This is a genomic window from Aliigemmobacter aestuarii (assembly GCF_004799285.1).
Taxonomy (GTDB): domain Bacteria; phylum Pseudomonadota; class Alphaproteobacteria; order Rhodobacterales; family Rhodobacteraceae; genus Aliigemmobacter; species Aliigemmobacter aestuarii.
The window spans coordinates 15,678-41,492 of sequence record NZ_SSND01000005.1 but is presented as its reverse complement, the minus strand read 5'-3'; the positions used below and the strand labels follow the sequence as shown (position 1 = coordinate 41,492).

Annotated in this window: 23 protein-coding genes; 13 read left to right on the top strand and 10 right to left on the bottom strand. The window is 66.2% G+C overall.

The window, feature by feature from the left end:
* Positions 1-13 precede the first annotated feature (13 nt).
* The 5 genes from E7811_RS15755 to E7811_RS15735 all read right to left on the bottom strand — a co-directional run bounded on the left by E7811_RS15755 (position 14) and on the right by E7811_RS15735 (position 6,272).
* Complete coding sequence (locus tag E7811_RS15755; RefSeq protein WP_136395637.1) at positions 14-1,327, bottom strand: type I glutamate--ammonia ligase; 1,314 nt, start codon at positions 1,325-1,327, stop codon at positions 14-16.
* Positions 1,328-1,336: 9 nt separating this feature from the next.
* Complete coding sequence (locus tag E7811_RS15750) at positions 1,337-2,563, bottom strand: NAD(P)/FAD-dependent oxidoreductase (protein WP_136395636.1); 1,227 nt, start codon at positions 2,561-2,563, stop codon at positions 1,337-1,339.
* 3 nt (positions 2,564-2,566) lie between these two features.
* Positions 2,567-2,755 (bottom strand): ferredoxin, encoded by a 189-nt coding sequence (locus E7811_RS15745; RefSeq protein WP_136395635.1) that lies wholly within the window; start codon positions 2,753-2,755, stop codon positions 2,567-2,569.
* 109 nt (positions 2,756-2,864) lie between these two features.
* On the bottom strand, positions 2,865-4,085 hold the full coding sequence (locus tag E7811_RS15740; protein ID WP_136395634.1) for a cytochrome P450: 1,221 nt from the start codon (positions 4,083-4,085) through the stop codon (positions 2,865-2,867).
* A 573-nt stretch (positions 4,086-4,658) separates the two neighbouring features.
* Positions 4,659-6,272 (bottom strand): MBL fold metallo-hydrolase RNA specificity domain-containing protein, encoded by a 1,614-nt coding sequence (locus E7811_RS15735; protein ID WP_136395633.1) that lies wholly within the window; start codon positions 6,270-6,272, stop codon positions 4,659-4,661.
* A gap of 455 nt (positions 6,273-6,727) precedes the next feature.
* Here E7811_RS15735 and E7811_RS15730 point away from each other — a divergent pair, with 455 nt between their 5' ends.
* The 10 genes from E7811_RS15730 to E7811_RS17960 all read left to right on the top strand — a co-directional run bounded on the left by E7811_RS15730 (position 6,728) and on the right by E7811_RS17960 (position 16,756).
* Entirely contained in the window at positions 6,728-7,267 is a 540-nt protein-coding gene (locus E7811_RS15730; protein ID WP_136395632.1) for a hypothetical protein, read from the top strand.
* Positions 7,264-8,616 carry a GAF domain-containing protein gene (locus E7811_RS15725; protein WP_136395631.1) on the top strand — a complete coding sequence of 451 codons (1,353 nt, stop codon included), beginning with the start codon at positions 7,264-7,266 and terminating at the stop codon, positions 8,614-8,616. Before E7811_RS15730 ends, E7811_RS15725 begins: the two co-directional genes overlap by 4 nt.
* A gap of 222 nt (positions 8,617-8,838) precedes the next feature.
* A complete protein-coding gene (locus tag E7811_RS15720; protein ID WP_136395630.1) occupies positions 8,839-10,194 on the top strand; it encodes an FAD-binding oxidoreductase in 1,356 nt (451 codons plus the stop codon).
* A gap of 43 nt (positions 10,195-10,237) precedes the next feature.
* Positions 10,238-10,732 (top strand): c-type cytochrome, encoded by a 495-nt coding sequence (locus E7811_RS15715; RefSeq protein WP_136395629.1) that lies wholly within the window; start codon positions 10,238-10,240, stop codon positions 10,730-10,732.
* A 125-nt stretch (positions 10,733-10,857) separates the two neighbouring features.
* Positions 10,858-11,820, top strand: a complete 963-nt coding sequence (locus E7811_RS15710) for a 2-hydroxyacid dehydrogenase (protein WP_136395628.1) — start codon at positions 10,858-10,860, stop codon at positions 11,818-11,820.
* A 154-nt stretch (positions 11,821-11,974) separates the two neighbouring features.
* Positions 11,975-13,114 (top strand): TRAP transporter substrate-binding protein, encoded by a 1,140-nt coding sequence (locus tag E7811_RS15705; RefSeq protein WP_136395627.1) that lies wholly within the window; start codon positions 11,975-11,977, stop codon positions 13,112-13,114.
* 91 nt (positions 13,115-13,205) lie between these two features.
* The gene (locus tag E7811_RS15700; protein WP_136395847.1) at positions 13,206-13,781 is read left to right on the top strand and encodes a TRAP transporter small permease subunit; all 576 of its coding nucleotides are present in this window, start codon (positions 13,206-13,208) and stop codon (positions 13,779-13,781) included.
* Positions 13,782-13,823: 42 nt separating this feature from the next.
* Positions 13,824-15,248, top strand: coding sequence for a TRAP transporter large permease (locus E7811_RS15695; RefSeq protein ID WP_136395626.1), 1,425 nt, complete (start codon positions 13,824-13,826; stop codon positions 15,246-15,248).
* On the top strand, positions 15,232-16,590 hold the full coding sequence (locus E7811_RS15690; RefSeq protein ID WP_136395625.1) for an amidase: 1,359 nt from the start codon (positions 15,232-15,234) through the stop codon (positions 16,588-16,590). Before E7811_RS15695 ends, E7811_RS15690 begins: the two co-directional genes overlap by 17 nt.
* 4 nt (positions 16,591-16,594) lie before the next feature.
* Positions 16,595-16,756: a hypothetical protein gene (locus E7811_RS17960; RefSeq protein ID WP_168733061.1), complete on the top strand. Its 162-nt coding sequence runs from the start codon at positions 16,595-16,597 to the stop codon at positions 16,754-16,756.
* 390 nt (positions 16,757-17,146) lie between these two features.
* On the opposite strand, the gene E7811_RS15685 is transcribed toward E7811_RS17960, so the two are convergent.
* From E7811_RS15685 to E7811_RS15665, 5 genes are all read right to left on the bottom strand, one after another.
* A complete protein-coding gene (locus E7811_RS15685) occupies positions 17,147-18,487 on the bottom strand; it encodes an NAD(P)/FAD-dependent oxidoreductase (RefSeq protein ID WP_136395624.1) in 1,341 nt (446 codons plus the stop codon).
* Positions 18,484-19,980 (bottom strand): aldehyde dehydrogenase, encoded by a 1,497-nt coding sequence (locus tag E7811_RS15680; protein ID WP_136395623.1) that lies wholly within the window; start codon positions 19,978-19,980, stop codon positions 18,484-18,486. Before E7811_RS15680 ends, E7811_RS15685 begins: the two co-directional genes overlap by 4 nt.
* 5 nt (positions 19,981-19,985) lie before the next feature.
* Positions 19,986-20,888, bottom strand: a complete 903-nt coding sequence (locus E7811_RS15675; protein WP_136395622.1) for a dihydrodipicolinate synthase family protein — start codon at positions 20,886-20,888, stop codon at positions 19,986-19,988.
* Complete coding sequence (locus tag E7811_RS15670; protein ID WP_136395621.1) at positions 20,885-21,607, bottom strand: GntR family transcriptional regulator; 723 nt, start codon at positions 21,605-21,607, stop codon at positions 20,885-20,887. Before E7811_RS15670 ends, E7811_RS15675 begins: the two co-directional genes overlap by 4 nt.
* A gap of 455 nt (positions 21,608-22,062) precedes the next feature.
* The gene (locus E7811_RS15665) at positions 22,063-22,785 is read right to left on the bottom strand and encodes a GntR family transcriptional regulator (RefSeq protein ID WP_136395620.1); all 723 of its coding nucleotides are present in this window, start codon (positions 22,783-22,785) and stop codon (positions 22,063-22,065) included.
* Positions 22,786-22,888: 103 nt separating this feature from the next.
* Here E7811_RS15665 and E7811_RS15660 point away from each other — a divergent pair, with 103 nt between their 5' ends.
* The 3 genes from E7811_RS15660 to E7811_RS15650 are packed head-to-tail and all read left to right on the top strand — an operon-like array spanning position 22,889 to position 25,807.
* The gene (locus E7811_RS15660) at positions 22,889-23,839 is read left to right on the top strand and encodes a dihydrodipicolinate synthase family protein (protein ID WP_211092133.1); all 951 of its coding nucleotides are present in this window, start codon (positions 22,889-22,891) and stop codon (positions 23,837-23,839) included.
* A gap of 26 nt (positions 23,840-23,865) precedes the next feature.
* On the top strand, positions 23,866-25,098 hold the full coding sequence (locus E7811_RS15655) for an NAD(P)/FAD-dependent oxidoreductase (RefSeq protein WP_136395619.1): 1,233 nt from the start codon (positions 23,866-23,868) through the stop codon (positions 25,096-25,098).
* Between the two features lie 10 nt (positions 25,099-25,108).
* Entirely contained in the window at positions 25,109-25,807 is a 699-nt protein-coding gene (locus E7811_RS15650; RefSeq protein ID WP_136395618.1) for an SDR family oxidoreductase, read from the top strand.
* Positions 25,808-25,815: the final 8 nt, after the last annotated feature.

Below are 25,815 nucleotides of genomic sequence, written 5' to 3'. Positions count from 1 at the left end.
GTTGTCTTGTCCGTCAGGCCTCGAGGTAGCGGGCGCGCTCTTCGGCGCTGACCGCCTTGGCAAGGCTGGCGTATTCGGCGCGGCAGGCGGCCGCGTAATTGTCGATGAAAGCATCGCCCCAGATGCGGCGCGCGTCGGCGCTGGCGGCCATGCGGTCGGCGGCCTCGGCCAGATCGCGCGGGAAGCGCTGCGCACCTTCAGGCACATGGTCAGGCCCCGCGGACTGGGTGGCGGCCGGCGCGGCAAGGCCGCGTTCGATCCCGTCAAGCCCCGCCCCCAGCATCAGCGCCATGGTCAGGTAGGGGTTGCAATCGGCCGGCGGCACCCGGAATTCCAGCCGCGCCAGCGGCCCGGAATGCGGGGCGGAACGCACAGCGACGGTGAAGGGATGTTCGGCCCAGGTCAGCGACTTGGGCGCCCAGCTTCCCGGGGCAAGGCGGCGATAGGCGTTCACGGTGCCCGTGCACATAGCAAAGGCCTGCGGCACCAGATCCATCATCCCGGCGATGAACTGCCCGGCCAGTGCGTTGGTATGGCCGTCGGGGCTGGAGAACAGGTTCTGCCCGGTCTGCGCATCCTTCAGGCTCAGGCAGATATGTCCGCCGATGCCCGGATATTCGGCGCCCAGATAGGGCATGAAGCTGGCGGTCTTGCCGTTCTTGCGCGCAAAGGCACGGGTGGCCAGCCGGAAGAAGGCGGCATCGTCGGCGGCACGCAGGCCCTCGGTCGCGGCCAGCGTGCCCTCAAGGCAGCCTGGCCCCAGCTCGACGCCCAGACCGTGCAGCGCCACGTCATGGCCCAGAACCTCGGCCTCCAGCGCGGCGATGAAACCGGCATGGGCATTGGCGGTGGTGCCCGACCAGCACTTGTTGTCCGGCGCGAATTTCTCAAGCCCGGAAAAGCCCTTGGCGCGCACGCTGCCGGCATCTTCGTCCAGCAGGATGAATTCGAATTCGAAGGCGGCGTCCACCTTGTAGCCCATGGCGGCCGCACGTTCGATCTGGCGGCGCAGCACCTGGCGCGGCATCAGTTCCCTTGCCTCGCCCGAAAGTTCGGCGATCACCGTGACCGCGCCGGGTTCAGACGGATTGCGGCGCATCGAGGCGGGGTCGATCTCGACCGTTTCGGTGTAATAGCGGCTGCCACCGAACAGGCTGTCGTTGGTATCCCAATAGGCGATGACATTGGCAAAGCGCGGGTCCTGCGCCCAATCCAGGAATTGCGCACGGCGCAGCCTGCGTTCGCGGAACACCGAGGCCAGATCGAACTGGCCGACATGCAACACTTCGGCATCGAAACGGTCAAGGGCGGCAGAAAGTTGGGTCATCTTGCGTCCTCAGGCGGGAAGGGTTTCGGAAAGGGCGGCATCCAGCCGCGGGCGATGGCGGGCCAGTTGCGCGGGCGGCAGTCCCAGCCCCAGAAGGCCGGTCAGACGCCCCGCGCGCAGGTATTCGACAAGGCAAGGCGCCTGCCCGATCCGATCCAGCGCGCCCTCGGTCACGCGGACCTCGTCGGCCAGTGCGGGGGCTCCGAAACTTTGCAGCCGCAGGCCGTGCTGATCGCTCCAGAAGCTGGGCATCGGTGCGAAATCGGAGGCCGGTTCCCGACCCGCCTCGCGCGCGGCGATGGTTTCGGCCGCCCGACGGGCGGTCTGGCCCGGCACGCACCAGTGTTCCACCCGGCGCGGAGCGGGGCCGAACAGCCGGTTCGGAAACCGCGCCAGATCGCCCACGGCCAGAATGCGCGGATTGCCCACGGCAGTCATGGTCGCATCGGTCAGCACCCCGTTCGACAGGTCCAGCGCCGGGTCGGTCAGCCAATCCACATTGGGAATGGAACCGACCGCCTCGACCAGCAGGTCACCCTCGACGGTGGTGCCGTCCGACAGGGACAGGCCGACATCGCCGGAAATCCCCGTCACGTTCAGGCCGCAGCGCAGGTCGATGCCCCGCGCCCGGTGAAACTGCGCCATGGCCTGCGCCACCTCAGGCCCCAGGGCCGCCAGCATCGGCGCGCTCTGCGGTTCGATCACCGTGACCGTCAGGCCCAGATGCGCCGCAGTTGCCGCGATCTCGCACCCGATGAAGCCTGCGCCCACCACCAGCATCCGCGCGCCCGTTTTCAGCTGTGCGCCAAGGGCAACCGCGTCGTCAAACCGGCGCAGCACATGGCGGCGCCCTTCGGCTCCGGCAAAGGGCAGCTGGCGCGGACGCAAGCCCGAGGCAGCCACCAGCCAGTCATAACCGACCCTGCCCCCGTCAGACAGCAGCACCTCGCGCTGGTCCGTGTGCAGCCCCACCGCCGCAACCCCCAGCCGCCAGTCGATCCGGTCCCCGGCCAGACGATGCCGGAAGGTGAGCTTGTCCAGCGCCGCCGCGTGGGCATCGGCATCGGCGTCTGCCAGCTGTTCGGCCACGTCCTTGGACAGGGGCGGACGGTTGTAGGGGGCGTGGGGTTCATCGCCGATCAGGGTCAGCGCAGCATCGGGCAGGGCCGCATGAAGCGCCTCTGCCGTCCGCAAACCTGCCAGCGATGCCCCCACGATCACGACGCGGGGGGCCATGGGTCAGTCGCCCAGCTGGATGGCCTGCTCGGGGCAGGCGTCAGAGGCGGCCTCGACATCGGCGCGCAGGCTGTCGTCGACCTCGGCCAACCAGACCAGCCCGCCCTCGTCATCGAACGAGAACACCTGCGGCGCCGCGATCACGCATTGACCGTGCAGCAGGCAGATCGACATATCCACGTGAACTTTCATCGTCTTTCCCTGTTGGTTGGAGCTGTCCGGCGTCTGTCGGCCGGATCGGCGGTCTTGGGATGGATCAGGCCCTGCCGGGCCTCACCCTGTCTGTGCGGCCTAAGCCCGTTCAGGCCTTGTCAAAGGCGATCGGCATGGCGATGGCGCCGGTGTTGCCGCTGTCGGGCAGCCAGGTGACCTCGCCGTTGAAGCGCGGGTTCTTCATCCGGCTGGCCAGTAGCGCCAGCGCCGCGGTCATGTCGCCACGGGCGATGAAATGGCCCAGGCAGTGATGCGTGCCGCCGCCAAAGCCGAAATGCGGCTTGCGCGGGATGGTGATGTCGAAGCGTTCAGCCTCGGGCATGGCCGCCGGGTCGGTGGCGGCGGCCTGGCCATAAAGGTGCAGCGTGGTGCCGCCCTTGATCTTCAGGCCCTGGAATTCAAAGTCCTCGGTCGCGGCGCGCGTGACCCAGGTGGTGGTCGGGCGGGTGCGCATCACCTCTTCCACCGCGGCCTTGGCCAGGTCGGGCTGTTCACCCAGAAGGCGCCACTGATCGGGGTTCTGGATGAACATGTCCATCGCCAGACCGATCTGGTTGCGCGTGGTGTCGATGCCGCCAAAGATCGCCAGCACGATCATGTCCAGCATTTCCTGGCGCGACAGCTGATCGGGGTTATCCTGATGGGATTTCACCAGATAACCGATGAAATCCTCGGTCGGGTTGGCCTGCCGGGTCGCCACCAGTTCTTCGGCGTAGTCGAACAGCCTGGCGATGGCCGCCTCGATCTTTGGCAGATCCTCCTTGAAGGTCACCCCCAGGGCCAGCCCCATGTCGCCCGCGATGTCGGCCAGTTCGCGCCACTTCTCGAACGGCAGGCCCAGCAGGTCGCAGATCACGCCCGTGGCGTAGGGTTCGGTGAATTCGGCGATGAAGTCGCATTCGCCGCGGTCGATGAAGGCGTCGATCAGCCTGTTGGCCAGTGTCTGGAACTTGGGCTGCAGATCGGCGATCAGCTTGGGGCTGAAGGCGGGGTTGGCCATGCGGCGCAGCCGGGCGTGGGTATCGCCTTCCTGGCACAGCAGCATGTTGCACCACCACGTCGCGAACTTGCCGGTGGTCACGCCATTATGCTGCGGCCACAGGTGGCTGCCCTGCCGCAGCTTGGGATGGCGCAGCATCTTCTGCACCTCGTCATAGCGCAGCACGGCTATGCCATAGGGGGTGCGGGCAAACCAGCTTTGCGCGCGGGCATCCTTCACCGCCTGCGAGCGGATCGAGAAGGCCGGATCAGCCACATCCAGATAGGGGGCATCGTCCAGGGTCAGCTCGGCGGCGGGGGCATCGGTCATGGCAGGCTCCAGCTATCAGCGCGTCTGCCTTGGATAGATGCAGGTTTGGGGCCATTTTCCGAAACCGGGCAAAACTTTATTTCAAAGCGCTGAAATAATTTAGTATTTTTTAACTCCCGCCAATCTACGGGGGCGGCCCGACGCAGCGGCGGCGACCCAGTGCTGCAAAATTTCATCGCGCAAGCGCAAAACTGCATCACCCCGCAACCCGAACCCGCACCCGCAATCGCAGCCCATATCCCGGCTGGCGGCAGAATACCGGCGCCATAAAAGGTCCGGCCAAGGTCTGCCGGGCGGTTGTCGGGCATGACCGCACGTGACGCACTGCCCGACGACCGGTCCGGGGTCATGAACAATGTGGGGGCGCCTGGCGCCTCTGATGCCGCTGGCCTTCGGCACCATCCTGGGCGGCTTGACCGTCGCGGCTTTGGGCCTGGCCCTGCGCGGCTTCGAGGCCCCGATCGTGGACAGCGGCGCCCGGATCATCTGCGCCCGGATCATCGCCCCTTCCCGAAACGCGGTGCGGATGCACCTGCCGCAGGACGGGCACGGTCGGGCCGGATCGCCCGGAATTCAGGACGAACGGCCGCCCTGCGCGTCGGGATCAAGAGCGCGCCGCAACCGCCGGATCAGGACGGCACGCTGTTTTTCGTCCGGTTCGGCGGCCAGCGCGTCGTTGATGTCTAGGATCAGCCGCGACACGTCATTGTGCCAATCCAGGCGCGCAACCCTTTCGGGCTGAAGCCGGCGCGGGCCGTCCTCGCCCAGCCGTCTCGCCCCCGCATCGCCAAGCTCGAAAGTTTCGTCCAGCGCCGGACGAAGGATACGGGCGGGGTCGACGATCCCGTCCAGCCGCGCGGCCAGACCCTCGATCGCCTCCGGTTCGCCGTGGACAAGGAACAGATCGTGCCGCAGCGGCAGCCGCGCCCTGATCCAGGCGGCCAGTTCCGGGCCATCGGCATGCCCGGAATAGAGATCGAGCGAACGGATGCGGGCGCGCACGGCGAAATCCTCGCCCTGGATGCGGACGGAACGCGCCCCGTCCTGCAGGATGCGGCCAAGCGTGCCTGCGGCCTGATAGCCGGTGAACAGGACCGTGGCCTCGTCACGCCACAGCCAGTTCTTCAGCCGGTGGCGGATGCGCCCGGCCTCGCACATGCCCGAGGCCGCGATGACGATGTGGAACCCGTGCATCCGGTCCAGCGCCTTGCTTTGTTCGACCGTCTCGGTGAAATGCAGGTTGCGGGCCCTGAGCCCCTTCATCAGGACGGCGCCATCCTCAAGCTCGCGATGGTGCCGGGCAAAGACCCGGGTGGCCTGCATAGCCAGCGGGCTGTCTACATGGATGGGAATATCCGGCAGCTCGCCCTCGGCGATCAGCCGCCCGATGTCACTGATCAGTTCCTGCGCCCGTTCGACCGCGAATGAGGGAATCAGCAGCACGCCATTCGGGTGGATCGCCGCGCGCACCTCGTCGCGCAACAGGATGCGGCGGCGGGCGGCGGTGGCATCAAGGCGATTCACGTCGCCATAGGTGGATTCGCAGATCAGATAGTCGATGCCGGCAGGGCCTTCGGGATCGGCATGCAGCAGCTTGTGATCCGGGCCGATGTCGGCCGAGAACAGAAGCCTGAGAGGGTCATCCCCGTCGCCGCGCGCAAGCTCGACCTCGATCGAGGCAGAGCCCAGCATGTGGCCCGCATTCCAGAACCGCGCCCGGAGGCCCGGCAGCACCGCGAACCAGTCGCCCGGATCATGCGGGCGGAACTGGTCGAGGCAGATTTCGACATCGGCGCTGTCATAGATCGGCTCCACCGCCAGCCGGTTGCGACGGGCGGCACGGCGGTTGAACTGTTCGACCTCGAATTCCTGGATGTGGGCGCTGTCGGGCAGCATGACGCCGGCAAGGTCGATGGTGGCCGGGGTGGCATGGATCGCCCCCCCGAACCCGTGGCGGACCAATTTCGGCAACAGGCCGGAATGGTCGATATGCGCGTGGCTCAGGATCACGGCGGCGATCTTTTCGGGCGCGAAGGGGAACGGGCGGTAGTTCAGTTCCTTTTCGGTCTTTGAACCCTGGAACATGCCGCAGTCGATCAGCACCTGCCCCGCTTCGGTCTGAAGCCGGAAGCACGATCCCGTCACCGCGCCGGCCGCACCGTGGAAGGAAAGTCGGGGATGGGGCATCGGTTCGTCCTTTCGGTCTGGTCTGGCGCGGCGACTCGCGCGGTGACTGGAACGGAACGGCGGGCCGGGCGGCGGTCACCCCGGCGTGGGGAGGCGGCACCAACACCTGCGCCTCCCCCCTATCTGAAGACCAGACGCGGCGTTCGTCCAGCCCTCACGACTTGCGCCAAAGCCGCGCAGGCACGGCATGCCGGGGGCCGGACGCCCCTGCCTCGCGCCAGCGCGAAAGGGTTGGGGCGGCCGCCCCTGGATGCTAGAATGATTGCCGAACGACACTTCCCGGCTGTATGGCCCCGGCTGTTATGGCACAGTCACCGCGATCTTTTGCAGCACGCCCTCTTTCCGAGTTCTGCGGGAACCGTCGCCCCCTTGATTGGTGCCGCCCCGATTGGGGCCTTGTCCCCGACGCGCGCGACACAGACACCGATTGCCACATCACACCCGACACACCGACCATGGCTGCACAAGGTTACGCAACACCGACAGACGACCAGGAGACCTGGCGCGAGGCCAGTCCGCCCCCGGGGCGGCTGCCGGTGCATCTGGTGGCTTTCGTCCAGGGCGGGGTGGCGCCAATCCTCGGGGTGCGGGGGATCAACGGGCGACCGATTGTCGGCTCGGCCGTGGCCTGCCGCGTGCGCGAGATGAGCGTGCTTCGGCTTTTCCTCGATTGTGCCCGCAATGCCCCCCTGCTTGAGGCCGTCAGCGCAGGCAGCGCCGTGGCGGCCACCTTTTCCCGCGCCCGCGACCACAGGTCTATCCAGGTGAAGGCGGCGTCGGCCCTGTTGTGCGAGGCCGAACCCGGCGACCTGACCGAAATCGCGCGCCAATGCGCGATCCTGTCGGATGAACTGGTGGATCTCGGCTATACCCGGTCGCAGGCGCAGGCCTATGTGGCCTTCGACCCGACATGCCTTGCCGTGGTGGAGTTCCGGCCCGATCGTGTGTTCACCCAGACACCCGGCCCCGGCGCCGGTGCGGAGTTGCGCCGATGAACGGTTGCGGTCTGCGTGCGCTTCGCGGCGCGATGGAGGGTATTGCGGCGTCGATCCTGTGCACCTGCGACGCTGAGGGCCAGCCGAACGTGTCGATGATCAGCCAGGTGCATTGGGTGGATGACCGGCATGTCGCCCTTTCCTGGCAATTCTTCAACAAGACCCGCGCCAACCTTCTGGCCACCGGCAAGGCCTGTGTCGAACTCTTCGATCCGGTCACGCATGCCCGCCACAGGCTGCATCTCGACCATGTGGAAACCCGGACCGAAGGCCCCCTGTTCGAGATGATGAAGGCGCGCCTTGCCGGGATCGCCTCGCACCACGGGCTTGAAGGCGTGTTCCGCCTTCTGGGCGCCGACATCTTTCGCGTCGTGGGGATCGAACAACTGACCCCTGCGGCCAGACTTGCCGTGCAGGACCGGCCCCCGCTTCTGTCGGCGGTGCGCAGTTGCATCGACGATCTGGCACGGTGCCGCGATTTCGACGAATTGGCCGATGCCGTGCTCGATGGGGTGGTGCGCCACCTGCACATTCCGCATGTGATCCTGCTGATGGCCGAAGGCGATGGCCGCCTGTTCGCCATCGGTTCGCGCGGCTACGCGGCCTCTGGGGTCGGGGCCGAAATCCTTCCTGGCGAGGGCGTGATCGGCGTGGCCGCGCGCGAGGGCGTTCCGATCCGCATCGGCCATCTCAGCGCGGATTACCGCTATGGCGCGGCACTTGGCGCGGCGGCGCGTCAGGCGGGGCTTCTGGCGGTCGAACCCTGCGGTGTCCCCTTTCCCGGCCTTGGTGACCCGCACAGCCAGGTGGCCGTGCCGATCCTGTCGGCCGGGCGGGTGCTGGGTGTCCTGTTCTGCGAATCGCCCGAGATCATGCGCTTCGATCACGAGGACGAAGACGCGCTGATGCTGCTGGCGGGCTATCTTGGCGCGCTTGCCACCCTTCCGGGCGAGGATGATCCGCGCTCGGCCGGCACACCCGGCCACCTGCCCGTCGAACGGGCCGGGCTGGTCCATGTTCGGCATTTCCCCCGCGATGACAGCGTCTTTCTGGAAAACGACTATCTGATCAAGGGCGTGGCGGGGGCGATCCTGTGGCGCCTTCTGCGGCAGAATGCCGAAACCGGACGGACCGAGTTTTCCACGCGGGAACTGCGGCTCGACCGCACGCTGAAACTGCCCGATCATGCCGAGAACCTCGACGCGCGACTGGTGCTGCTGCGCCGGAGGCTGGAGGAACGCGGGGCCTGCCTCAGGATCGAGAAGACCGGGCGGGGTCGGTTCCGGCTGGTCGCGCATTGCGCCATCGCCTTGCAGGACATGGACGACGCCAGCGCGCCCGCCTGCTGACGCCACCGCGCCTTAGCAATCTTTTATGATTTCCTGCCGGGAGACTTAGCAAGCCTTGCGCCGCCTGCTCGCCTATCAGTGCGTCCAGGCGAAACGCGGCCACGGCGCCCAGTCAGGGGCAGAGCGGGGCCAAGGCTCGCCGCATCCATCATCCAAAGGCCGGCGCCCGGCGCGCCGGCCCTGGCACAATTCGGGCAGACCCCTGCCCGGGACAGGACAGACATGAATATCGAATCTCTCAACCGCCGCGTTTCCGGCGCTGTCATCACCGCACTGGAACCCGCCTTCGCCGCCGAACACGACGGGCTGACATGGAACGGCCGCAAGCCTGCGCATCGCGCCCGCATCATCGTGCGGGCCGCTTCCGCCGCCGACGTGCAGGAAGCGGTGCGCCATGCCGCCACCCACGGCCTGACCGTTTCGCCGCGCGGCGGCGGACATCACTTCACCGGGATCGCGACGCGGGCCGACATGGTCATCGACCTTGGCGCGCTGAAGGGCCTTTCCATTGATGCCACGACCCGCAGCGCGCGGGTAGAACCGGCCGTCACCAACCTCGAGATGGCCACCGCCCTTGACCGGAAGGGCCTCGCCTTCCCGCTGGGTCACTGCGGCAGCGTTCCGATGAGCGGCTACCTTCTGGGCGGTGGCGTAGGCTGGAACGGGGGCGCATGGGGCTTTGCCTGCGGCCTTGTGACAAGGGCCGAGGTCGTGCTTGCCGATGGCCGCTGCGTCACCGCCTCGGCGACCGAAAACCCCGATCTGTTCTGGGCCCTGCGCGGCGGCGGTCCGGGGTTCTTCGGGATCGTCACCGCATGGTGGCTTGACCTGAAACCCGCGCCCCGCGCGATCGAAACCGTCATTCGGGTCTATCCGGGCGCGATGTCCGACGAGGTCGCACACTGGGCTGAGACGGTGCTGGCCAGCGCCCCCGCGTCGGTCGAATTCACCGCAAAGGTCATGGCAGGCCCCCAGGGTCCGATGATCGCGGCCATCGCCACCGTCTTCGCCGAAAGCGAAGGGGAAAGCCGCAAGGTGCACGAGGCACTGAGCCAGGGCGCACCGCCCGCGCTTGACGTGATCGGGCCGTTGGCCGCGCAGATGCCGGAGCTGTACGCCGCGACCGATCCTTCGGTCCCCGCGGGACGCCGCTACCGGGTGGATTCGGTCTGGTCCGATGCCGATCTGGCGCAGATCCTTGGCCCGATGGTCGAGGGCATGGCGCGCGCGCCCTCGGCGGAGACTTTCGCGGTCCTGACCCTTGGCCCCCATGCGCCGCCCCTCCCTTCCGGTGCCGCGCTGTCCTGTTCGGGCCGGATTTTCGGCGCGGTCTATGCGCTCTGGGAAAAGCCCGGCGAAGACGACCGCAACGCCGCCTGGCTCAACGGGCTTGTTGCCGGTCTCTCGCCCCTCTGCACGGGGGCCTATGTCGGGCTTTGCGATCTGGACCGCGTCGGCGGGCACCTGCCCACCCATTCCGACGCGGCAAACGGACGACTGGCCCTCCTGCGCCAGAGGTTCGATCCGCAGGGAATGTTCACCCCCGCACGACCTTCACTGGCGCTGGCCGCCGAATGAACCGCCGCCGGAACGGCGCCTGCACATCGAAAGGAAAACCAAGATGAAATCCAAAGTTCTACCCCTCGGCCTGCTTTGTGGCCTTGCCGCCTTGCCGGCGCTGGCCGAGACGCCCGACCTGATCGCCCGCGGGGAATACCTGGCCACGATCATGGATTGCCACGGCTGCCACATGCCGCGGGGCAGCGACGGCGCGCCGATCGCCACGGCCGGGCTTTCCGGAGGCACGGTGGGTTTCGAGATCCCCGGCATGGGCATCTTCTGGCCGCCGAACCTGACGCCCGATGCCTCGGGCCTTGGTGGCTGGACCGATGACCAGATTGCCACCGCGATCACCGGGGGCATCAGACCCGACGGGCGGGTGCTGGCCCCCGCCATGCCTTGGCCATCCTATGCCCGGCTGTCACCCGACGACCTCGGGGCGCTTATCGCCTACCTGCGCGCGATGCCGCCGGTCGAGGCGCCCCGCTTCGACCCGGTGACAGACGCGGGCGACGCTGTCGCCCCCTTCTACCGGGTCTCGCTGCCGGGGCAGTGATCAGCCGCGCCCGGACCCTTGGCGCGGTCCGGGTGCCCGCTCCTCCCGTTGGCGGGCCAGCCCATGGGCTATTGACCTTCGCGCCATTCGCCATACCCCTATCCCCCTCAGATGGGAGGACCGAGATGGCGAAACCGAAACTTCTGATCACCCGCAAGCTGCGGCCAGCGGTCGAGGAACGGGCCGCACGCGATTATGACGTGGTGACGAATCCGGACGATCACGTCTTTACCGAGGCCGAACTGATCGCGGCCTGCCGGAAGGTCGACGCGGTGCTGCCCTGCCACTCGGAACGGTTCACCGCAGGCGTGATCGCGGCGATCGGGCCGGGGCTGAAGATCATCGCGAACCATTCGGTCGGCGTGGATCACGTCGATCTGGCGGCAGCCCGCGAGGCCGGGGTCGTGGTGACGAACACGCCCGACGTTCTGTCGGACGCCACGGCCGAGATCGCGATTCTCTGCATGCTGGGGGCGGCTCGTCGCGGGGCCGAGGGCGATGCGATGGTTCGCGCCGGAAAATGGGATTTCTGGTCGCCCGCCTTCATGGTCGGCCGACAGGTGACGGGCAAGCGGATGGGGATCCTGGGCATGGGGCGGGTCGGGCAGGTTACCGCCGACCGCGCCCGCGGCTTCGGGATGGAGATCCATTATCACAACCGCCGCCGTCTGCCCGACCACCTGGAAAAGGGCGCGATCTTCCACGATACGCCGGAAAGCCTGCTGGCCGTGTCGGATGTGCTGTCGCTGCACTGCCCGGCCACGCCCGAAAACCTGGGCATCATCAACGCACGGACGCTGGCTCTCCTGCCCGAGAGGGCGATTCTGGTGAACACCGCGCGCGGCGCTCTGGTGGACGAGGATGCGCTGGTCGACGCGCTGAAATCCGGCAGGCTTTTTGCCGCGGGGCTGGATGTCTTCCGCACCGAGCCCGGCGGAAACCCGGCCATCGCCGCACTGCCCAATGTCTTTCTTCTGCCCCACATCGGGTCGGCGACCGAGGAAACCCGTGATGCTATGGGGTTCCGCGCGCTGGACAATCTGGACGCGTTCTTCGCCGGTCGCGCACCCGGCGACCGGGTCGTCTGACGACGAAAGCCCATGGGCAAGGGGTTCGGCGCGTTATCGCTAACCGCGAAACTGGTAAACTAAACTTACCAGCTATTGCAATTTAGGACGATGGCCTTATAGTTCGAGTGACAAAACGCCACCAATGGTGGCCAAAACGTCTGGGAGGACATCGATGACTGATACCCGCGACATCCAGCGGCTTTCCCGCCGTTCGTTCCTGCGCAAGGGTGCGCTTGGCGGCTCGGCCGCCGCGGCGACGGCCTTGGCGGCTCCGGCCGTTCTGGCGCAGGCTCCGCTTGTCATGAAGATGCAGACCTCGTGGCCGGCATCCGACATCTGGATGGACATGGCGCGCGAATACGTCACCCGCGTCGAAGAGATGTCGGGCGGACGCCTCAAGATCGACCTTCTGCCCGCTGGTGCGGTGGTCGGCGCGTTCCAGGTGATGGACGCCTGCCATGACGGCGTGATCGACGCAGCCCACACCGTGCCGGTCTATTGGTACGGCAAGTCGAAGGCAGCTTCTTTCTTCGGCACCGGCCCCGTCTTCGGCGGTTCGGCCACCACGATGCTCGGCTGGTTCTACCAGGGCGGCGGCAAGGAACTGTATCAGGAACTGACCCAGCAGATCCTCGGCCTGAACGTCTATGGCTACATGGGCATGCCGATGCCGGCCCAGCCCTTCGGCTGGTTCAAGAACGAAGTGAACACCGTCGCCGACCTGCAGGGCTTCAAGTACCGCACCGTTGGCCTTGCCGCCGACCTGCTGCAGGCGATGGGGATGTCGGTTGCCCAGCTTCCGGGCGGCGAGATCGTGCCCGCCATGGAGCGTGGCGTGATCGACGCGTTCGAGTTCAACAACCCGTCGTCGGACCGTCGTTTCGGTGCGCAGGACGTGGCCAAGAACTATTACCTGTCGTCCTACCACCAGGCGTCGGAATCGTTCGAGTTCATCTTCAACAAGGACTTCATGGACGACCTCGAGCCCGACCTGCAGGCGATCCTGCGCTATGGCGTCGAGGCATCGGCCACGTCGAACCTGGCTCTGGCGATGCGCGAATACTCCAAGGACCTGGCCGAGCTTCAGTCGCAGGCCGGTGTCACCGTGCACCGCACCTCGAAGGAAATCCTCGCCGGTCAGCTGGAAGCCTGGGACAAGCTCATCGTCGATCTGGAAGCCGACCCCTTCAACAAGAAGGTCATGGACAGCCAGCGCGCATGGGCCGAACAGGTCGCCTACTACGAGCTCATGAACGCCCCCGACCTGGGCCTTGCCTTCGATCACTACTTCCCGGGCAAGCTGAAGCTCTGATCCACAGGGGCGCGGGCAGAACCGCGCCCCATTTTTCACGCGGCGTTGCAGGACATGCGCGCCGCGCCTTTCCATGAACGGGGTTTCCTCGATGATCCGCTATATCCGGTTTGCCGACAGCGTTTCGGCATGGTTCGGCAAGACGTTCGGCTGGCTCATCATCCTGATGACCTTCGGGATGAGCTATGAGGTGCTCGTCCGCTATCTGTTCAACGCGCCGACGCCTTGGGCGCTGGACATCAGCTTCATCATGTACGGAACGCTGTTCATGCTGGGCGGCGCGTACACACTGTCGCGCGGCGGGCATGTGCGCGGCGATTTCGTCTATCGCACCTGGGAGCCCCGCAAACAGGCGTTCGTGGACCTGATCCTTTATGTCCTCTTCTTCTTTCCCGGCATGCTTGCCCTTGTCTTCGCGGGCTGGAAATACGCCAGCCGGTCGTGGAGCTATGGCGAGGTATCGGTGAACTCGCCGGCCGGGATTCCGATCTACCAGTTCAAGACGGTGATCGTGGTGGCCGGCATCCTGATGATCATTCAGGGGATCGCGCAGGTCTTCCGCTGCATCCACTGCATGAAGACGAACACCTGGCTTCCCGCCGGCGACGACGTGGAAGAAACCGAACAGCTACTGATGAAGAAAGCTGCCGAAGGGCAGTCCAACTGACCGGCCGGTAAGGCCCGCCCTGCTTGCTTTGGAGTCCAGACCGTGACCGATCCTCAGATCGCCCTGATGATGTTGGGCATTTTCATCGCCTGCGTCTTTCTCGGGTTTCCCATTGCCTTCACGCTGATGGCCCTTGGCATCGGCTTTGGCTACTACGCCTATTTCGATGCCGACCGGATGTGGCGGTCGTTCAACCGCCTGGGCGAAGACGCCGGATGGTGGGATTCGACAAGCCTCTGGATCGAAGGCTTCTACAACAACCGGATTTTCGACCTGTTCGTGAACCAGACCTATACGGTGATCTCGAACGAGGTGCTGACAGCGATCCCGCTGTTCCTGTTCATGGGTTACATCGTCGAACGGGCGAACATCGTTGACAAGCTGTTCGGCACGCTCGCGGTCGCCACGCGCGGTCTGCCAGGGTCGATGGGTGTCGCCGCGCTGATCACCTGTGCACTGTTCGCCACCGCCACCGGCATCGTGGGCGCGGTCGTCACACTGATGGGCCTTCTGGCGCTGCCCCAGATGCTGAAGATGCGGTATGACCACCGCTTTGCCACGGGCATCATCTGTGCCGGCGGCACACTGGGCATCCTGATCCCGCCGTCGATCATGCTGATCGTCTATGCGGCCTCGTCGGGCGTGTCGATCGTGCGGCTTTACGCGGGCGCGCTGCTGCCGGGCCTGACACTGGTCGGGCTCTACCTCGTCTACATCATCGGGCGCGCATTGCTGAACCCGAAACTGGCCCCCAAGCCGACCAAGGAAGAGATCCCCGACGTCCCCCTCGGCAAGCTGGCGTTCATGCTGCTGACCAGTTTCTTCCCGCTGGCGATCCTGATCCTCGCCGTGCTCGGTTCGATCCTCTTCGGGCTTGCCACGCCGACCGAAGCTGCCTCGATCGGCGCACTGGGTGGCATGCTGCTTGCCGTCGCCTACCGTGCGATGACCTTCCAGCGCCTGCGCGAATCCGTCTACCTGACGGTGCGCACGACGGCGATGGTCTGCTGGCTGTTTGTCGGCTCCTACACCTTCTCGGCCGTGTTCAGCTATCTGGGCGGCGAACATGTGATCGCGGAATTCGTCCAGGGCCTCGACCTGACGCCGATCCAGTTCCTGATCATCGCGCAGCTCATCATCTTCCTTCTGGGCTGGCCGCTGGAATGGTCCGAGATCATCATCATCTTCGTGCCGATCTTCCTGCCGCTCCTGCCGCATTTCGGGATCGATCCGCTGTTCTTCGGCGTGCTGGTCGCGCTGAACCTGCAGACCAGCTTCCTGACCCCACCGATGGCCATGAGCGCCTACTACCTGAAGGGCATCGCGCCGCCGCAGATCAAGCTGACCGAAATCTTTGCCGGCGTACTGCCTTATGTCGGCATGGTGGTGATCTGCATGGCGCTGATGTACATCTACCCGAACATCGTGTTCAGCCTGCCGGACCTGTTCTATGGCCCGGCGAACTGAGGACGACGCCCTTCTGGGGTTGAGCGCGGTCGAATTGCGCGACCGGCTCGCCTCGGGCGGGCTGAGGGCCGTGGACCTGGTCGAGGCCTGCCTGCGCCGGATCGAGGCGATCGAACCGAAGGTGCAGGCATGGGCCTGGCTTGACGGGGATCACGCCATCGAACAGGCGCGGCGGCTTGACGCCCTGCGCCTGTCCGGACGCCCGATCGGGCCGCTGCATGGCCTGCCCGTCGGCCTGAAGGACATCATCGATACCAAGGGCATCCCGACCGAAAACGGAACCCCCATCGACGCCGGGCGCGTGCCGGCCGAGGATGCCTGGATCGTGACCCGCCTGAAGGCCGCCGGGGCGATCATCCTGGGAAAGACGGTGACGACGGAATGTGCCTTCATGCACCCCGGCAAGACCCGCAACCCGCACGACACCGCGCATACGCCCGGAGGGTCTTCGCAGGGTTCCGCCGCAGCGGTCGCCGCGGGGATGGTGCCCCTTGCCATCGGCACCCAGACCGGCGGATCGGTGATCCGCCCCGCGGCCTTCTGCGGCATCGTCGGCATGAAGCCCAGTTTCGGCCTGATCCCGCGCACCGGCATCCTCCCGCAATCGCCCTTCCTTGATACCGTAGGGGTCTTTGCACGCAGCGTCGAGGATTGCGCCCTGCTGGCCGAGGTGCTGGCCGGCCACGACCCCGCCGATACCACGACCGAACCTGTCCCCATGCCGCGGATGCTGTCGGTCGCGCAATCGAAAGCCCCCGTCGCGCCGATGTTCGCCTTCCTGCGCCCGCCCGGCTGGGACACGGCCGATGACGAGATGAAGGCCGCGATTGCGGAACTGGCCGAAGTCCTGGGCGAACAATGCTTTGAGGTGCCGCTGGACGGCTTCGACGATGTCGCGGCGATCCGCCAGCGGATCAACTTCGCCGAGATGGCGAAATGCTATTACGGCCTGGAACGCCGCGGGCGGGACCGGATGTCGGATGTGCTGAAGGCCGCGATCGACGAGGGCAAGGCGGTGCTGGCCCGCGACTACCTTTCGGCGCTGGACTGGCGCAGGCTGACGAACGCCGCGCTGGACGAGATCTTTGAACGCTGCGACGCGATCCTCTGCCCCGCGGCGCCGGGTCCGGCGCCCGCCGGGCTGGAGGGCACCGGCAGCGCGATCTTCAACGGGCTGTGGACACTGGCCGGGGTTCCGGCGGTGACGCTACCCGTCTTCACGGCTGAAAACGGCCTGCCGATGGGTGTGCAGCTTGTCGGCCGACGCGGCGATGACGCCCGGCTTCTGCGAACGGCCCGCTGGCTGGCCGCGCATCTTGAAACACTGGAACGGGGAGAATGACCCGATGAACAACCTGATCGCGATCTTGGCCTTCCTCGTCTTCGTCGGCTTTCTGGCCATCCTGCTGATCCATGTCCCGCGGCTTGACCTCGTGGTCGTGATCGGGGCGACGGTGGCCCTGGCCGGATGGGATCTGTTCCAGAACCTGAAGGGCAACCGGGGCTGACAGCCCCCCGCCCTGTCCGATCCTGCCCTGCCCGATGACGACCCCCGGAACCCTGGCCGGGGCGACAATGCTTGCGCCACGCCGCTTGCCCGGTCACGCCGCCTCGGCAGCCGCGCAACCCGGGTGACGAAAGCGCCAGACATTCGCCGCTTTCCCAGCGGCTTCCAAAAACCTCCGTCCCGCTGCGCGCTGGCCGACCGAAACCGCGCCGGGGAAAAGATCGTGCGCGAACGTGTCCATCCGGCTCGCGTGCTGGTACGGGAACCGATCGCCACGATCCCCTCGGGCCGGACCTACCGCGCACGGAATCCGGACAAAAGCCTGCCGTCCGCGTCACCATAGCCCGGACCCAACCCGTGGGGCGCACCGGCCGCCCGGACGAGGGGGCCGCTATTCCGCGCCCGCCCGCCATTCCTTCCATCGCAGATAGGCATTGGCCCCGATGGTTGAAAACGGCGGGGGCGGCAGGCGTGCGGGTTCGGGCTGGCCGGTGAAGTGGCGCGTCACATCGCTTTGCGCACCGCTGGCAAGTTCCGCCGCCCCGATCCCGGTCAGCGTGCCACGCGCGGTGCCAAGCCCGTTCTGCACGCAGGCGGCGAAAAGCCCGTCATCCAGTTCCCGCATCACCGAAGCGCCGTTCTTCGACAGGCACAGGTGCCCAGCCCAGGAATATTCCTGCCGCACGTCCTTGAGCATCGGAAAGCGCTGTTCGAACTTCCGGCGGTGCACCGCCGCCGCCCGCTTCAGCGCGCCTGCGGATGCCTCCATCCCCGGTTCGAAGGTGCCGCAGGTGCGGGTCACGATCCGGTTGCCGCCCTGCCCCGTGTCGATCCGGCGCATCGTCGTGCCCATCGGATCGGCGGGCGTGATGCCCCAGCGTGGCGCCCCGCCAAGCGCCTTCAGCGCATCCGCCCCAAGTTCCGCCGTCATCGAGGCGTAAAGGAAGACGTGCATCAGTCGGTTCTGTTGGAAGCCGAAGCTTTCCAGATGCCCGTTGTTCGTCAGGATCACCCGCCCGGTCCGCACCCGGCCGCGCGGGGTGGCCAGGTCCCAGGCCGTGCCCTGCCGCGCGATCTTCAGAACGGGAGTGTTTTCGCAGACCAGGATGCCGTCGCGCCGCAGCCCTTCGCCAAGGCCCCGGATGTAGCCCGCAGGTTGCAACATCACCGTTCCCGGCGTGTAGAGGCCGGAAAGATAATGCCTGCTGCCCGTCAGTTCGAACATCGCCTGCGCGTCCAGCCGTTCACTGGGTTCGCCAAGCCCTGCCAGGTGGTCGGCATAGCTGCGGTTCAGCGCATCGGCCGTTTCGCTGGCGGCACCATTCACCTTCCCCGCCGGGTCAAGGAAATTGCCATCGATACCGAACTGTTCGACCGCGTCGCGGGCAAAGCCGATCGCCTTGCGGTTCAGCGCGATCATGGCGCGGTCGTCGCCCGCCCCGGCATAGTCGTCCGAGGTAAGCTCATGCGGCAGGTCGATCATGAAGCCTGAATTGCGCCCCGACGCACCCTCGGCCAGCCGGCCCGCCTCAAGCACGGCGATCTTCGCGCCGGGGTTCAGCTGGGTCAGGCGCCGCGCCGCAGACAGCCCGGCGAACCCCGCACCCACCATGGCAAAATCAACCGTCAGATCCCCGTCAAGGGGCACCGGCGCGGGCTGGCCGGGCAGGATCGCCGACCAGGCCGCCGGACCACGATGCACGGGTGTGCGCCGCGCGCTGTACGTCGTCATGCCACCGCCTCGTCCCCGTCATCGGCCAGGTCGACCCAGATCGTCTTCAGCTGGGTGTATTGGTCATGCGCGTGAATACCGTTGTCGCGCCCGCCGAAGCCGCTGGCCTTGAAGCCACCGAAGGGGGTGGAAATGTCGCCCTCGCCAAAACTGTTCACCGTCACCGTTCCGGCCCGGATCGCCCGCGCCCCGCGGATCGCCCGTTTCACGTTGGCGGTGAAAATCGAAGCGGCCAGGCCGTATTCGGTGTCATTGGCCAGGGCGATCGCCTCGTCGAAGCTTTTCACCGTCAGGACCGAAAGGACCGGGCCGAAGATTTCCTCGCGCGCCTGTCGGGCGTCGCGCGCCACTTCCATGATCGTGGGTTCCACAAAGCCCTTGTCCGCCTTGCCGCCGAGGATGATCTTCTGGCCCTTTTCCAAATAGGAACAGACCTTGTCGTAATGCGCCTTGCTGACCAGCGCGCCGACGCGGTTCACCGGGTCCAGCGGATCGCCCACGGGCCATTCGCGGGCATGGGCCAGGATACGGGCAATCAGATCGTCGCGGACGCCCCTTTGCACGATCAGCCGCGAGGTGGCCGAACAGTTCTCGCCCATGTTCCAGAACGCGCCGTTCACGATATGGGCGGCGACACGGTCGAGGTTCTCGGCATCGTCCAGAACCACGGCGGGATTCTTCCCGCCCATTTCCAGCGTCACTTCCTTCAGGTTGGATTCCGCCGCATAGCGCAGGAAACGCCGCCCCGTCGCGGTGGAGCCGGTGAAGCTGACCGCGTCGATATCCATGTGCCGGCCGATCGGTTCGCCCACATCCGGCCCCGACCCCGGCAGCACGTTGAAAACGCCGGCGGGCAGGCCCGCCTCCATCGCGAGTTCTGCGATGCGCAGCGCGGTCAGCGGCGTTTCCTCGGCCGGCTTCACGATCACCGAACAGCCTGCCGCCAGCGCCGGCCCGATCTTCCACGCCAGCATCAGCAGCGGGAAGTTCCACGGCAGCACAAGGCCGACCACGCCCACGGGTTCGCGCACAACCATCGCAATGTGGTTGTCCGACGCGGGCGAAACCTGGTCATAGATCTTGTCGATCAGTTCGGCATGCCATGTCAGGCAATGGATCGTCTCGGGCAGATCGACGGTTTCGCAATCAAAGATCGTCTTGCCGCTGTCGAGGCTTTCCATCACCGCCAGTTCGCGGGCGTTGCGCCGGATCAGCTTGGCCAGACGGATCAGCACCTCTTTCCGCTCGCGCGGGGGCAGGCGCGACCAGCGGCCATCCTCGAAGGCGTCGCGCGCCCTCGACACGGCGAAATCCACATCCGCCGCGCCGCAGGCCGCGACGCGGGCCAGAACCTCGCCCGTGGCGGGGTTGGTCGTGTCGAAGGTCGCCCCCGACATCGCCGGGCGGAAGGATCCGTCGATGAAGGCCCCGGTCGGCAGCGAAAGCCCGGCGGCGATGGCCTTGTATTCCTCGGTCGTCAAAAGGTCGCTCATCGGTTTCACTCCGCCTCAATCTCGGCCACGGTCCGCTTCAGGACCCGCACCACCTGTTCCAGTTGCCGCTTGTCATCCTTGTTCAGGCCCTTGAGTGGCGGGCGCGGGGGGCCTGCATAGTGGCCCGTCATCTCGCAGCCGTGCTTGATGCACTGGATGAACTTGCCGCCCTGTTCGAGCACCCGCATCAGGGGCATCATCGCCGACATGATCCGCCGCCCCTTGGCAAAGTCACCCTCGACAGCACAGGCGCGCCACAGCGCGATATGTTCCGCCGGCAGGAAATTCGACCCGCCGCAGACCCAGGACCGCGCACCCCAGGCGAAGAATTCCAGCGCCTGGTCATCCATCCCGCAGGACATCTGGATATGCGGGTAATCGCGGGCCAGAAGATGCACGCGGTTGATGTCGCCCGAGCTTTCCTTGATCGCGCAAAAATTCCGCGACCGACCCACGCGGTCAAGGAATTCCTCGCCCATGTTGATGCCCATCCGGCCGGGATAGTTGTAAAGCATGATCGGAAGGTTGGCCGCGCGGTCGATCGCCAGCGCATTCAGCGCGTTTTCGCGTTCGGTCGGCACCGAATAGGGCGGAGACCCCACCAGAAGTGCGGCCGCGCCGATCTTCGCGGCATGTTCGGCCATGCGGATCGAATCCTCAAGCCGGATCGCGACCGTCCCAACGATCAGGGGCACCCTGTCGCCGATGACATCCTTTGCAAGGCTTGCCATCTCAAGGCGTTCCTCCATCGACTGGGCATAGTATTCCCCGGTGGAGCCGCCGTTGATCAGGCCATGCACCCCGGCGCCGATCAGATGGTCGATCATCGCGGCAAAGGCGTCGCGGTCGATGCTGCCATCCTCCCGGTGGGGCGTGATGACAGGGGTATAGATGCCCTCGAATTTCATGAGGCTCCTCTCTGTTCTGCCTGATCGGGCGCCCGGCCAAGGGGCAGCTTCAGGCTGACGGGGGTGACGAAACTTTCGATCTGGGCGCGCGACAGTTCCCAATGCGCGATGGCCAGATCCGCCGCGGCATCGGCATCGCCCGCTTCGATCAGGGCGATGAACTGGTCGTGCTGGTCGGCGGCCTCGTCGCGCTGCCGGGCAAGGTCCAGCTTGCGCGGATTGTAGAAGGTCATGCCGATGCGCGTGTGGTCGATCAGCAGGCGGCGCAGGGACGGCATCAGGTATTCGTTGTCGGCCATCTCGCCGATGATGGAATGGAACCGTTCGTTTCCAAGCGCGCGTTCGGCCGCATCGCCGTTGCGGATCGCCTGGCGAAACGCCCACTGGCATTCCTTGAGCCGCGCGATCTGGGCGGGCGTCGCATGTTCCGCCGCCAGTCGCGCGGTCGCGGCATAGATCATCGGCGCGGCGACAAAGAAGTTGCGCAGCGTCTTGTGCGTCATCGGCGCGACCTGTGCGCCGCGGTTCTCGTGCAGCACGACATATCCTTCGCCGGCAAGCTGGCGCAGCAGTTCGCGCAGGGGCGGACGGGACAGGCCGTAGGCATCGGAAATCTCGGTTTCGTCGAGATAGGCGCCGGGCTCAAACACCTGCGTCAGGATCTTGCGGCGCAAGTCCTCGGCGCAGATCACCTTCTTGCTTCTGGCTTCGGTTTCCATGGGCTCTCTCCCTCGCGATTCAGCATGGTGTCTGGCTGAATCGGGCCATTTGCCCGAGTTGTAGTCTTTTATAATACATATTGTCTACGGAAAGTTTTATGATGGGAGAGCGGCAAGGGAGAGACCTATCAACACCCCCCGGGGTGAGGACCTCATTCGCATCAAAGGAATCTGAAAGATGTTCGGCGACAGGTTCGACTGCATGGTCGGCGTTCAGGATGGCAGCTTCACCGGCTGCCGGGGCGAGCCGTCCTGCGTGATGCCCCTGTCGGGATCGGACACACCCGCGATGATCCGCCACATGAACCGGCTGATCGAACCCGTCGCAGGGGTCCTCTGGATCGGGGGCAAGAACCCCGACGCGATGAAGCCGGCCGAAGTGCGGGCGCTGCAGGCGGAACGCAACGGAAGGGTGTTTCTGCCGGTGGCTGCCGCTGCCCGGCGCCCGGCCTGTGCTATGCCGCCGGGGCCGGGTCGCCCGGAACCGGAAGCATCAGCTCGCCTGCGTGGTTTTCCTTCATGTAGTCGATGAAACTGTCGCGGAACTGCCGGGTATGGGCATGGGCCAGGACATCCGCCCGCGCCACGTCGCGTGCGCGGATCGCCTCCAGCATCAGGTCGTGTTCATCGGTCAGCAGATAGCCGTCATGGGTGCGTTCCAGATAGTCGAAATGCAGGTGCAGCATCCGCCGCCCCTGATCCAGCAGGCGTTCATAGAACGCGGCCAGATAGGGGTTTCGCCCCGCCGCGGCGATCGCCATGTGAAACCGCTTGTTGGCGTCCGACATGTCCAGATGGTTGCCACGGGCGACGGCGGCCTCGAAATCCTTCTGCCGCGCGGCGATGGCGGCAAGGTCGGCATCGGTCCGGAATTCGGCGGCAAGGCGGGTGTTCATCCGCTGCGCGATGTCCAGCGCCTCGACGTATTTGGGAAAGGTGGTTATGTCGATAGGGGCCACGATGGTGGAACGGTTCGGCAGCATCACGACCATATCCTCGCCCGCCAGCCGGATCAGCGCCTCGCGGATCGGGGACCGCGACATGCCGAATCGGTCGGCCAGCGAGGTTTCGTCCAGCAGCTGGCCCGGTGCCAGCCGAAGCGACAGGATCTCGTCACGCAGCGTTTCATACGCCAGCTTCAGCCCCATGCCGCGTGCGCGGCGTCCGTCCTGATCCATCCTGCGCCCATTTCCCCCGGTTTGCTGCCTCAAGGGTTAGCCGTTGAGCCGTTTCTTGTCGACACAGATTATTTTTCCTTTGACCTGTCGTCACGGTGTCGGCATGAAAGGAACAGGAAACGACCGCCACGCGCCATGGCGCCGCGCCAAGCTGGAAAGGAACAGCCCCGTGTTGCAGCTTCAGGGCGTCATGCCCGCCCTCGTCACCCCGTTCGATGCGGCGGGAAACATCGATTTTGCCGCGTTCCGCGCGCATATGGAAAACCTGCGCGCGGCGGGCGTCACGGGCTGGGTGCCCTGCGGGTCATCGGGGGAATACAACCTGATGTCGGATGCCGAACGCGAAAGCGTCCTGCGGTTCGTGAAGGATTTCGCGCGCCCGGGCGAGACGCTGATCGCAGGCACCAATGCCCCCCACACGAAGGGCGTCATCGCCAACACGCTGGCGGCCAGGGACATGGGCTATGACGCGGTGCTGCTGGCCGTGCCCTTCTACACCAAGCCCACGCAAGCCGAGATCATCCGCCACTTCAACGCGGTGATCGACGCCACCGACATGAACATCGTCCTTTATTCCTACCCGGCCAAGGACGGGGTCGAGATCGAATTCGAGGCGCTCGATGCGCTGGCCGACAACCCCCGCATCATCGGAATCAAGGAATCCTCGGGCAACCTTCAGCGCGCCATCGGCATCGCCACCCGTTACGAGGGCCGCATCCAGCTGGTTTCCGGGTCCGATGACATCGCGCTGGATTTCATGCTCTGGGGCGCCGACAGCTGGATCTGCGGCCCGGCGAACTGCATGGCGCGCGCCGTCTGCGATCTCGACCGCACCTACCGCGCGGGCGACCTTCCGAAGGCAAGGCAGATCATGGCCCGCATGTGGCCTGCGATGAACATCCTCGAATCCGGCAAGTTCGTGCAGAAGCTGAAATACGGCTGCGAATTGCAGGGCACGCCCGTGGGCGAATGCCGCATGCCGCTGGGTCCCCTGACGGCCGAGGAAAAGGCCGCCTTCGCCGCCGCGATGCAACCCATCGTCAACTGGGCCTGACCGGGACCGGAAGGGGGAGCACGGACATGACCACGGTCGTCATCGGCGCGGGCATCATCGGAACGGCCATCGCGCATGACCTGCAACGGCGTGGCTGCGAGGTCGTGCTGGTGGACCGCGACGCGCCTGGACGGGGGGCATCCTTCGGCAACATGGCCTCGATCGCGGTGACGGAATTCATGCCGGCCTCGCGCCCCTCGGTCTGGCGGCAGATCCCCGGCTGGATGCTGGATCCCGAAGGGCCGGTGCGGGTGCGCCCGTCCTACATGCCGCGCCTACTTCCGTGGTTCCTGCGCTTCATCGCCGCCTCGCGCCCGGCGAAACTGCGCGCGCTCGAAGCGCAGGGCGCGGCACTTTGCGGCCGGGCGCTGGATGACACGCTGGCGCTTCTGCGCGAGACGGGGCTTGAGGACCAGATCAGCCAGGAGGGCTGCCTGTCGCTTTACGCCGACGAGGCCGAATTCAGGGCCGACCGCGACCATATCGAGATTCTGGAACGCTTCGGCTTTCCGCACGAGGTTCTGGGCCGGCAGGCGATCAAGGCGCTGGAGCCGGAACTTTCCGACAGGATCGGGCTTGCCGTCCTGTTCCCGCAGAACCGGTCGATGAAAGACCCCCACAGGCTGGTTCTGGCGCTGGCCGAACGGTTTACGGGGATGGGCGGGCGGATCGAGACGGGCGAGGTCCGGGGATTTGTCCGGGGCGAATGCATCCGCGAGGTGGTTCTGAAGGACGGGCGCCGCCTTATCGCGGACGAGGTGGTGATCTGCGCGGGCGCGCACAGCGCCGGGCTGGCCCGCCTTCTGGATGAACCGATCCCGCTGGAAACCGAACGCGGCTATCATACGCAGATCATGGCGCCGGGCATTTCGATGCGCCATTCGATCATCTGGCCCGCGCGGGCCTTCATGGTCACGCCCACGGCGGGCGGCATCCGGGTGGGGGGCACGGTGGAAATGGCCGGGCTTGACGCGCCGCCCGACTACCGCCGGTCAAGGATCACGGTGAAACGCGCGAAGGAAGCCCTGCCCAACCTGGCTTGCGAGGACTTCACCGAATGGATGGGCCACCGCCCCGCGCTGCCCGACACCGTGCCGATCCTGTCGGCCAGCGCGAAGACGCGGGGGGTGTTCTATGCCACGGGGCACGGTCATCTCGGGTTGACCTATGCCGCCACGACGGCAAGGCTCATGGGCGACCTGATCACCGGGGCGAAACCGGAGATCGACCTGCACCCCTATCGGATCAACCGTTTCTGAGGAGAGGAAGATGACGCGGAAAGTCTGTCTTGTCACGGGCGCCGGGCGCGGCATCGGCGCCGCCATCGCGCGCGAGATGCATGCCCGCGGCTATGCCTTGGTGCTGATGTCCCCCTCGGAGAACTGCGAGACGCTGGCGCGCGAACTGGGCGGCGTCGCCCGGCGCGGCGTGGCGCAATCTGCCGATGACCTGAAAGGCATCGTCGATCTGGCGCTGTCGACGCATGACCGGATAGACGCGGTGCTGAACCACACCGGGCACCCGCCCAAGGGCGACCTGCTGGCGATCACGGATGAAAACTGGGATCTCGCCCATGACATGATCGTCAAATCGGTGATCCGAATGGCCCGCCTCGTCACCCCGGTCATGGAGGCGCAGGGGGGCGGCTCCATCGTGAATGTGACGACCTACGCCAGCCACGAACCCTCGCCGCTGTTTCCGGCCTCCTGCACCTATCGCGCGGCGGTTTCAACCTTCACCAAGCTCTATTCGGATCGCTACGGCCCGGCAGGGATCCGCATGAACTGCCTCGCGCCCGGTTTCACCGACAGCCTGGATGTGGGGAAATTCGCCGATCTCGCCGCGCTGAAGCGCATCGCGCGGGTCGAGGAACAGGCGAAGGCCGCGGCCTTCCTGCTGACCGACGACGGCAGCTATGTCACCGGCCAGACGCTGCGCGTCGATGGCGGCCTGACCCGCCATGTCTGAGGAGGAAA